This window comes from Saliniramus sp., assembly GCF_035311605.1.
Taxonomy (GTDB): domain Bacteria; phylum Pseudomonadota; class Alphaproteobacteria; order Rhizobiales; family Beijerinckiaceae; genus Saliniramus.
Window position 1 is genome coordinate 1 of the sequence record NZ_DATGCW010000353.1, and the last position, 8,640, is coordinate 8,640.

The window sequence follows — 8,640 nt, forward strand, 5'->3', positions numbered from 1 at the left end:
GTTTCTCGCTGATTTCCCGGATGATGCGCGCATGGCCGGGAAAGCCGCCTTCCTCAAGGCGGCGCTTCTGGATCGACCAGTTGAGCGCCGCCTCGATCGGAGAGGTCTGTGTGTCGATATCATGGCCATAGAGGCAATAACCGGCTTCGAGGCGCAGCGAATCGCGTGCGCCAAGCCCGATCGGCTCCACCGCCTCATGCGCGGTCAGCTTGTCCCACAGGGCGAGTGCATCATCGCCCGCCACCGAGATCTCGTAGCCGTCCTCGCCGGTATAGCCGGAGCGGGTGACATGGGCTCCGATTCCGCCGAGATCGACGTAGCGCGCGGTCATGAAGGTCATCTCGGCGACCTCGGGGGCAAGTGCCGAGAGCACGGCTACGGCCTGAGGACCCTGCAGCGCGACCAGCGCGCGGTCATCGAGCCGTTCGAGGCGCACATCCGCCGGCAGGCGCGCCGCCATATGGGCATAGTCGCCTTCCTTGGTGCCGGCATTGACCACCAGGAAGAGGCGTCCGTCATGGGCGGGATCGCCAGGGCGCACCACCATCAGATCGTCGATTATGCCGCCGTCATCCGTCAGAAGCTGGGTATAGCGCTGCCGGCCGGGCTCGAGATTGAGCATGTCGGCGGGGACGAGTGTCTCCAGCGCCTTCGCCGTCGTTGCGTGGTCAGGGCCGATGAGCCAGGCCTGGCCCATATGCGACACGTCGAAGAGTCCCGCATGCTCGCGGGTCCATTGATGCTCTTTCAGGATGCCGAGGGGGTATTGCACCGGCATGTCGTAGCCGGCGAAGGGCACCATGCGCGCGCCGGCGGCGACATGCCGGGCGTGGAGCGGCGTCTTCAGAAGCGTAGCGCCGTAATCGGCCATGGCGTCCTCGTCAGATTCGGTGTCGCGGGGCATGCAGCGCCGGCCTTCGCCGACATCACATGCGCCCCCTCTGTCCCGTAACCTGAGAGATTTCCTCGGGACCTTCGAAAACGGATTTCGAATGTGCCGAGTTACGCCCTTCGGTGGGCAGGTCTGTCTCGACCTGCCTCTTTCCAGAGTGCCAGCTCCTCGCGGTCCTTTTGCCTGAGCGTTTCCGGGGCGGTTGCGCCTTCGGCGTCGGATGGACCGATCTCTCCCGCGAGGATCATGAGCCTTTACATATCGTAGTGAGATATGCCGTGAAGTCAACGGTGAGAACCGCTTTACACAATGCTGTCGAGCAGGGCTGTCGCGCCCGGCAGAATTTGCCGTCCTGCCGGGACTGCCCTGTTACTTCCTGCCGCCCGCGATCAGAACGAGCTTGGGCGAGGTAAGGCCGCGGGAACGGGCGGCCTCCGGATAAGACTTTGATCTCGAAGAATAAATTCTCAAGTTGCCGCGTTTTTGCGCATCCGGATCCGGGGCCTGCTTGCGGCGCTGTTTCTGGCCCGAGTCTTGCGAAAATTCCGCGCAGCCGGGTTCTGTTGCTTGTCCCGGCTGCGTGACAGGATGAGTGACCATGCGTAATGACCTGACGGATTATCTTGCGCCTGCGCGTCGCGAACCCGCCGGCGATCCCGGCGCCCGATCCGCGCGTGAGGCGGCGCGGACGCGTGACGTGTCCAACCCGGCCGCCTCCAACCGGGACGCGCCCGATAGCGGCGGGTCGCGCAGTGATGACGCGCGCCCGCGCTTTACGCTTCCGCAAACAGCAGATCGCCCCGATCGGGCGCGCGGAACGGCTCGTGGCGACGCCGGCTCGCGTGCGGCGCAGGAAGGTGTGGTGCGTGCACAGGATGCGCGATCGGGGACCTCGCCAACGGCGCTGATGCAGGGCCGGGGCGAGATGGTCGAGGGTTCCGGCAAATCCTTGCCCTCCGATAGTCTTGCCGCCATCCTGAACACGCTTGCCGGCGAAGCGGAACAGGATGGCAGCGCGGATGGCGACGATGCGAAGGGCATTATCGCCCAGGCGGGCGAAGTCGCCGACGGCGCGCCCTCAGGGATGCAGGCCGAATTCGCCGCGCAGGCCGAACGCGCGGCGCAAGCCGATGGTGAGGCGGAAGAAGACCTGGGTGTCGGCGACGCGGATTTCGCGGGCGACGGGGATGAGGCGATCGGCGTTGCCGAAACCGGCGGTGACGGGGCTGAAGGTAAAGCGCAGGGGGTCGGGCAGAGGCTGCTCGAGGCGTCGTCCGGCGAAACGTCGGGCGACGTACGGGAGGACGCGCCGGATGAGGGGCAATCCGGTACGCGAGCAAGTGAAGAATCGCAGCAGGCCACAGCCGCCCTTCTCAGTCGGCTGACTGCCGCTGACGAAGCCTTGCAGCCTGTGCGCCTTGAAGGCGGTCCGGTTGCAGCGAGCCCGGTCGCCGGTGAGGCTTCGCGTGCGCCGCAAGGCAATGCGGCAACGACATCCGCCACCGCGCAGATCACCGCGACCGGTGATGCTGCCGCCTCCGGTTCGAACCTTGATGCCAAGGGTCAGGGTGGCGGTCAGGGTGGCGGTCAGGGTGGTGGTCAGGGTGAGGGTGAAGCCGGCGCCGAGGCAGCGCAGGCCGAACAGACGCGCCGTTCCGGGCGCAGTGCGGGCGACGAGAACCGCCCGGGCGTTGCGCTGGAGGCGCTGCGTCGGGCGCTCGGCAGTGAGGCGGGGGGCGATCGTGCCGCCCTGGCGCCGGGTGATGCTGCGCAGGCGGCAAGCCGGACCGGCGAACAAATGGCGCGCATGATGCAGGTCGGGGCCGAAGGCTCCCCGATGCAGATCCAGGGGGCGTCGCAAGGGGCGGCCCAGGCTGCGGCGGAAGCGAGCACCACGGCGAACGGTCAGGCCGGCGCTGCGTCAACCCAGACGAACGCATCGGTGCTGGTCAACACACCGCTCTCCGCCGTGCCGGTAACGCTCGGGATGAAGGCGATGGGCGGGGCGAGTCGCTTCGATATTCGTCTCGACCCGGCTGAACTCGGACGCATCGCGGTGAGCCTCGACATCGATGATGAGGGCACCGTCAAGGCGCGGCTCGTGGTGGACCGGGTCGAGACGCTGCAACTCCTGCAGCGCGATGCGCGCACGTTGGAGCGGGCTTTCGAGCAGGCCGGTCTCAAGCCATCCGAGGATGGAATCGATCTGTCGCTGCGCGATGACGGCGACCGGCATGCCGGCAGGGACGAGGGCGGTGCCGAGGAAGATCGGGGCCACGGACCCGGTGACGGGCATGGTCGCGACGGTGATGAGAGCGAGAAAGGTCTGGCGGCAGCGGAGATCCGGGCACTCGCCCGCGAGACTCTGCTGGCCCGCCAGGCGCTGCGGCGCGCGCTCGGCGGCGTCGATCTGAGCATTTGAAACAGGATCGGGAAGTGAGGCGGTCATGGCAGCAGGTATCGAAAACATCATCGCCGGACAGGGCGGCGCGCAGCAGGCCGGTGCCCGTCAGGCCGCCGCTGCGGGCGGCGGCATCGCCGACAATTTCGATGCGTTTCTGACGCTTCTGACGACGCAGTTGCAGAACCAGAGCCCGCTCGATCCGCTGGATACCAACCAGTTCACCCAGCAACTGGTGCAGTTCGCGTCGGTCGAGCAGCAGATCAAGTCGAACGAGGCCCTCGAGGCATTGTTGACAACGTCCCGGGCCCAGAACGTCGCCACGGCGGCAAGCTTTGTCGGGATGACGGTGCGCGCCGACGGAAAGGAAGCGCAACTCGCCGACGGCAAGGCGGAATGGACCCTCGACGTGCCGGTCAACGCCGCGCGTACGACGATCGAGATCCGTGATCCGGCCGGCAATGTCGTGGCCACCCGCTCCGGGGCGCTCTCTGCCGGGCGCCAGATATTCACCTGGGACGGGATGACGTCGAGTGGTCAGTTCGCAGCACCGGGCCGCTATTCGATCAATATCAATGCGCAGGACGGTTCCGGGCAACCGATATCGGTAAATACGGAAGTCGAAGGCGTTGTCGATGCACTTGATCTGGAAGGCCAGGAGCCTGTTCTCCTGATCGGCGAACAGCGGGTGCCGCTCTCGCAGGTCAAGGGCGCGATGCGATGATGACGCGTTCGGTTTACGACAGTGGCCGCGAAAATTTGATTAACAAATGCCTAAAATCTTCCGGCGTCCATTTAGGCAATTCTTAAAAGAAAGGGGGTAGTGTTCTCACAGACGTTGGTCAGTCGAGTGTGTGAGAGTATCATGACCGAGCTTAATCGCCCCAGGGCGAAATACGTAATCGGACCGGATGGCAGCCCGCTGACGGTCGCGGATCTGCCGCCGACGAATACCCGGCGCTGGGTGATCCGCCGCAAGGCCGAAGTCGTCGCCGCAGTACGCGGGGGGCTCTTGAGTCTCGAGGAGGCCTGTCAGCGCTACACGCTGACCACCGAAGAGTTTCTGGCCTGGCAGCAATCGATCGATCAGCATGGTCTTGCCGGTCTGCGCACGACGCGAATCCAGCATTATCGTAACTGATTCTCCCCCGTCAGGGTGGAAAGACGAGAGCGCCTCCCGTTTCGGGTGGCGCTCTTTTCGTTGCCTGATCACGCTCACACGCCCATCTTCACGCGCGTTAACTTCCTGCTAACCATGGGCTGGGAAATTCTTGCCCAGTGGCCGGGCGACATTGCCCGGCATGGGACGTACAGGCAGGATTTCGGCGCGTGAACCAGGCCATCGAACTCGTCGGACGTTTCGGTCCCCAGCGCATCGCCGCCATGGGTGCGGTGACGCTGGCCATGGTGATCTTCTTCGCTTTCGTGATGATGCGGATGAGCGAGCCCGCCATGGGCGTGCTCTATTCCGATCTCTCCATGCAGGATGCCGGTGCGGTCGTGCGCGAGCTCGAAACCCGTGGCATTCCCTATGAGACACGCGGCGATGGCCAGACGATCCTTGCACCGCGTGGCGACCTGGCGCGCCTTCGCATGGAGCTGGCCGGGCAGGGCATTCCCGTCGGCGGCGGCGTGGGTTACGAGATCTTCGACCAGGGAGACACCTTCTCCGCCACGAGTTTCGTCCAGAACATCAATCACCTGCGTGCGCTTGAAGGCGAGTTGTCGCGCACGATCGGTTCGCTGCAGCGTGTCGAGGCGGCGCGCGTTCATCTCGCCATTCCCGAGCGTCGTCTGTTCGAGCGCGACCGCGAGGCGCCGCGCGCCTCGATCGTGTTGAAGCTGCGCGGTGATCTGGAGACGAGCCATGTCCGCGCCATCCGCCATCTCGTCGCTTCCGCGATCGAGGGCATGAGCCCGGAGCGGGTATCGATCGTCGATGAGCGCGGGCGCCTGCTCGCCGATGGGGCCGGCGATACGCAGGGCATGGCTGGTGGGCTCGCGGCCGATGAACGCCGCACCGCCACGGAACGGCGCCTGCAGCGTCAGATCGAGGATATCGTAGCGGGTATCGTCGGCCAGGAAGGCGCGCGGGTGCAGGTTGCGGCGGAGTTCGACCATAACCGCGTCGAGAGCCGCTCGGAAACCTTCGACCCGGATGGCCGCGTCATCCGCTCGACCCAGTCGCGCAATGAGACCGCGACGAGCGCGAGCAATGACGGCCAGGTGACCGTCGGCAACGAATTACCCGGCGCCGACGAGCAGGACGCCGATGCCGGGCAGCGCGATGAGCAGGCCGTCAACGAGGAGATCATCAATTACGAGATCTCGAGCACAACCCGGGTCGAGACCATTGAGGGCGGGCGTCTGTCGCGGATTTCGGTCGCGGTTCTGGTCGATGGCCGCTATGTGCCGGACGCGAACGGCGAAATGGTCTATGAGCCCCGTCCACAGGAGGAGTTGGAACAGATCGCGACACTGGTGCGCACGGCGATCGGTTTCGATGCCAATCGTGGCGACCAGGTCGAGGTGGTCAATCTGCAATTCGCCGAAACGCCGGCCCCCGTCGTCTTCGAGGAACCCGGCCTGGTCGAGAGCCTGTTGAGCCCGACGCCCGCCGACATTCTCTACATCATCGAGCTCGCCGTGATCGCGCTGCTCGTTCTGATCGTGCTGTTCACCGTGGTGCGCCCGCTCGTGCGCCAGATCCTCGCGAACGAGGCGCCGCAGACGCGCAAGGCCGTCACGGATGGCGGGTCGTCTGACGAGAGCGATTATCCCGCTTTGCCGCAGCGCGAGAATCCGGCCTCGAAAATGATCGAAATGGCCAAGGTCAACGGCCAGGTGCAGCAGCAATCGCTGGATCGCGTCGGTGATCTCGTCCAGCAGAGTCCCACGGAAACCGTTTCCGTCCTGAGGCAGTGGATCCATGAGCGCGGATGATAAAACCGGATCCGGCGGCAAGCCGCCCGAGGCGCGCAAGTTCCTGTTCCAGCGGGATTTCGCGGCACCGGCGGGTGAGCAGACGCCCAGGGGGCGCGAGGCCCTGGCCGAGGCCGAGAAGCGGGGGCGCGAAGCCGGTTTCGCCGAGGGGCAGGCACAGGCGCGCGCCGAGGCCGATATGCAGATGCAGCAGATGCTCGCGCGCATCGCCGAGGATGTCGCAGCGCTGCTCGCGCGCGCCGATGCGGACCGCTCTGCCTTCGAGGACGAAGCCGTCGCCTTCGCCACGGCGCTCGCTGAAAAACTAGCCGGTGACGCGCTGGCGCATTACCCGATGGATGCGATCGGCCAGCTGGCGCGCAAATCCTTCGAACATCTGCGCGGCGTGCCGCATCTCGTGGTGCGCGTGAACGAAGCGCTCGTCGAGAAGACAGAGACCCTGATGCAAAGGATCGCGCGTGAGCGTGGCTTCGAGGGACGCCTCGTGATCATGGGCGAGCCGGAGATCGAACCGGGGGATGCACGGCTCGAATGGGCCGATGGCGGCATCGTGCGCGAAGGCGCAAAGATCGGCGCATCGGTTGCCGATGCCATCCGCCCCGCCTGACGGTGGGCCAGGAGAGAAACATGCCCTGACGGGCCAGATTGTCATGACAGCGCCGCGAAGACGGTGCCGGAAACCAGAAGGCGAAGAGAATGAGCGACGAATTCGACCTGCCGCAGTTGAACAATTCGGATATCGATTTCGATGCCGATGCCAATGCGCCGCTCTCTACCCGCGATGCGCCTGTATCGCAGCGCTCGGCGGCGGACCTCGAGCAGATCTTCGACGTGCCGGTCACCGTCTCGGCGATCCTCGGTTCGTCGCGCATGCCGGTGGGGGACCTGTTGCAGCTCAGCCCCGGCGCCGTGCTCGATCTCGACCGCAAGGTCGGTGAGGCGATCGACATCTTCGTCAACAACCGATTGGTGGCGCGCGGTGAGGTGGTCCTCGTCGAGGACCGCCTGGGCGTTACCATGACCGAAATCATCAAGAACGACAGCTGAGCCGCTGGGAAAGACAAGGGATTCAAACGACATGTCCATGCGCCTCCTGATCATCGGCACTCTCAATGGCGAGCTGATCAACGCCTCGCGCATCGCGATGGATCGCGGTGCCGCGGTCACCCATGCCGAGGCGCTCGATCAGGGGATGAACGTCCTGCGCGCCAAGGGTGCCGATCTCGTCATGATCGACGTCTCCCTGCCCGTTGCCGAACTCGTCGAGACGCTTGCCCGCGAGCGCATGCGTTTGCCCGTCGTGGCCTGCGGGACGGGGACCGATGCGCGCGCCGCCGTCGCCGCGATCCAGGCGGGGGCTAAGGAGTACATCCCGCTGCCCCCCGATGCCGACATGATCGCCGCCGTGATCGAGGCGGTGGCTGCCGATAACCGCTCCTTCATCTGGCGCGACCCGGCCATGGAGAAGGTGGTGAAGCTCGCCGAGCAGGTGGCGGGCTCCGAGGCCTCGATCCTGATCACCGGCGAGAGCGGCACCGGCAAGGAAGTGCTCGCGCGCCATGTGCACCAGCGCTCGGGCCGGCGCAACAAGCCTTTCATCTCGCTCAATTGCGCGGCGATCCCCGATAATCTGCTGGAATCGGAGCTGTTCGGTCATGAGAAGGGCGCCTTTACCGGCGCCACGGCGCGGCGGATCGGCAAGTTCGAGGAAGCCAGTGGTGGCACCCTGTTGCTTGACGAGATCTCCGAGATGGATCCGCGCCTCCAGGCCAAGTTGCTGCGCGCCCTGCAGGAACGGGTGATCGACCGGGTCGGCGGGTCGAAACCCGTCCCCGTCGATATCCGCATCATCGCCACGTCGAACCGCAATCTCACCGAAGCGGTGAAGGAAGGCTCCTTCCGCGAGGACCTGTTCTACCGGCTCAACGTTGTGCATCTGAAGCTGCCGGCCCTGCGCGAGCGGCCCGAAGACGTGCTCGCGCTGGCCTCGTTCTTCGCCGAGAAATACGCGGAGCAGAACGGCCTTCCCGTGCGCCCGCTCTCGGCGCAGGCGCGCGATCTCGCCGTCGCGGCATCCTGGCGCGGCAATGTGCGCGAGCTCGAAAACGCGATCCATCGGGCGGTGCTTTTGTCGAGCGGGGCCGAGATCGAGGCCGACGCCCTGCGCAGCCCCGATGGCGAGGGGTTCGAGACGGCGCCGGACGACTCCGCTGCGCGCGCGGCCCGTACGGCGGAAGCGGTGACGCGTTCGCTGGTCGGGCGCACGGTGGCGGAGGTCGAGCAGGATCTGATTCTCGACACCCTCGATCACTGCGTGGGCAACCGCACCCATGCGGCGAAGATACTGGGCATCTCGATCCGGACCCTGCGCAACAAGCTCAACGAGTACAACTCTGCCGGCGTC

General features: G+C 65.6%; 8 protein-coding genes and 2 riboswitches. Of the genes, 7 read left to right on the forward strand and 1 reads right to left on the reverse strand.

Going from position 1 to position 8,640, the window contains the following annotated elements:
* The coding region (gene gcvT / locus VKP01_RS15595) for a glycine cleavage system aminomethyltransferase GcvT (protein WP_414706595.1) at positions 1 to 904 on the reverse strand (904 nt) is incomplete at its 3' end.
* 33 nt (positions 905 to 937) lie between these two features.
* Positions 938 to 1,052: riboswitch (glycine riboswitch) on the reverse strand.
* A 1-nt stretch (position 1,053) separates the two neighbouring features.
* Positions 1,054 to 1,140, reverse strand: a riboswitch (glycine riboswitch).
* A 350-nt stretch (positions 1,141 to 1,490) separates the two neighbouring features.
* Between gcvT and VKP01_RS15600 the strand changes: the two genes are divergently transcribed.
* From VKP01_RS15600 to VKP01_RS15630, 7 genes are all read left to right on the forward strand, one after another.
* The gene (locus tag VKP01_RS15600) at positions 1,491 to 3,314 is read left to right on the forward strand and encodes a flagellar hook-length control protein FliK (protein ID WP_324413905.1); all 1,824 of its coding nucleotides are present in this window, start codon (positions 1,491 to 1,493) and stop codon (positions 3,312 to 3,314) included.
* A 25-nt stretch (positions 3,315 to 3,339) separates the two neighbouring features.
* Positions 3,340 to 4,017: a flagellar hook assembly protein FlgD gene (locus VKP01_RS15605; protein ID WP_324413907.1), complete on the forward strand. Its 678-nt coding sequence runs from the start codon at positions 3,340 to 3,342 to the stop codon at positions 4,015 to 4,017.
* Positions 4,018 to 4,158: 141 nt separating this feature from the next.
* Positions 4,159 to 4,434: a DUF1153 domain-containing protein gene (locus VKP01_RS15610; protein ID WP_074443389.1), complete on the forward strand. Its 276-nt coding sequence runs from the start codon at positions 4,159 to 4,161 to the stop codon at positions 4,432 to 4,434.
* A gap of 188 nt (positions 4,435 to 4,622) precedes the next feature.
* Positions 4,623 to 6,236, forward strand: a complete 1,614-nt coding sequence (gene fliF / locus VKP01_RS15615) for a flagellar basal-body MS-ring/collar protein FliF (RefSeq protein WP_324413911.1) — start codon at positions 4,623 to 4,625, stop codon at positions 6,234 to 6,236.
* Entirely contained in the window at positions 6,223 to 6,843 is a 621-nt protein-coding gene (locus VKP01_RS15620; RefSeq protein WP_324413913.1) for a FliH/SctL family protein, read from the forward strand. The genes fliF and VKP01_RS15620 overlap by 14 nt, the downstream gene beginning before the upstream one ends.
* An 89-nt stretch (positions 6,844 to 6,932) precedes the next feature.
* Positions 6,933 to 7,283: a flagellar motor switch protein FliN gene (gene fliN / locus VKP01_RS15625; protein WP_324413915.1), complete on the forward strand. Its 351-nt coding sequence runs from the start codon at positions 6,933 to 6,935 to the stop codon at positions 7,281 to 7,283.
* Positions 7,284 to 7,320: 37 nt separating this feature from the next.
* The coding region (locus VKP01_RS15630) for a sigma-54 dependent transcriptional regulator (RefSeq protein WP_324413919.1) at positions 7,321 to 8,640 on the forward strand (1,320 nt) is incomplete at its 3' end.

Bases quoted from the DNA above. Each gene is read 5' to 3' on its own strand.
- fliN (WP_324413915.1), top strand. From the start codon at position 6,933: ATGAGCGACGAATTCGACCTGCCGCAGTTGAACAATTCGGATATCGAT.
- VKP01_RS15600 (WP_324413905.1), top strand. From the start codon at position 1,491: ATGCGTAATGACCTGACGGATTATCTTGCGCCTGCGCGTCGCGAACCC.
- VKP01_RS15620 (WP_324413913.1), top strand. From the start codon at position 6,223: ATGAGCGCGGATGATAAAACCGGATCCGGCGGCAAGCCGCCCGAGGCG.
- VKP01_RS15605 (WP_324413907.1), top strand. From the start codon at position 3,340: ATGGCAGCAGGTATCGAAAACATCATCGCCGGACAGGGCGGCGCGCAG.
- VKP01_RS15610 (WP_074443389.1), top strand. From the start codon at position 4,159: ATGACCGAGCTTAATCGCCCCAGGGCGAAATACGTAATCGGACCGGAT.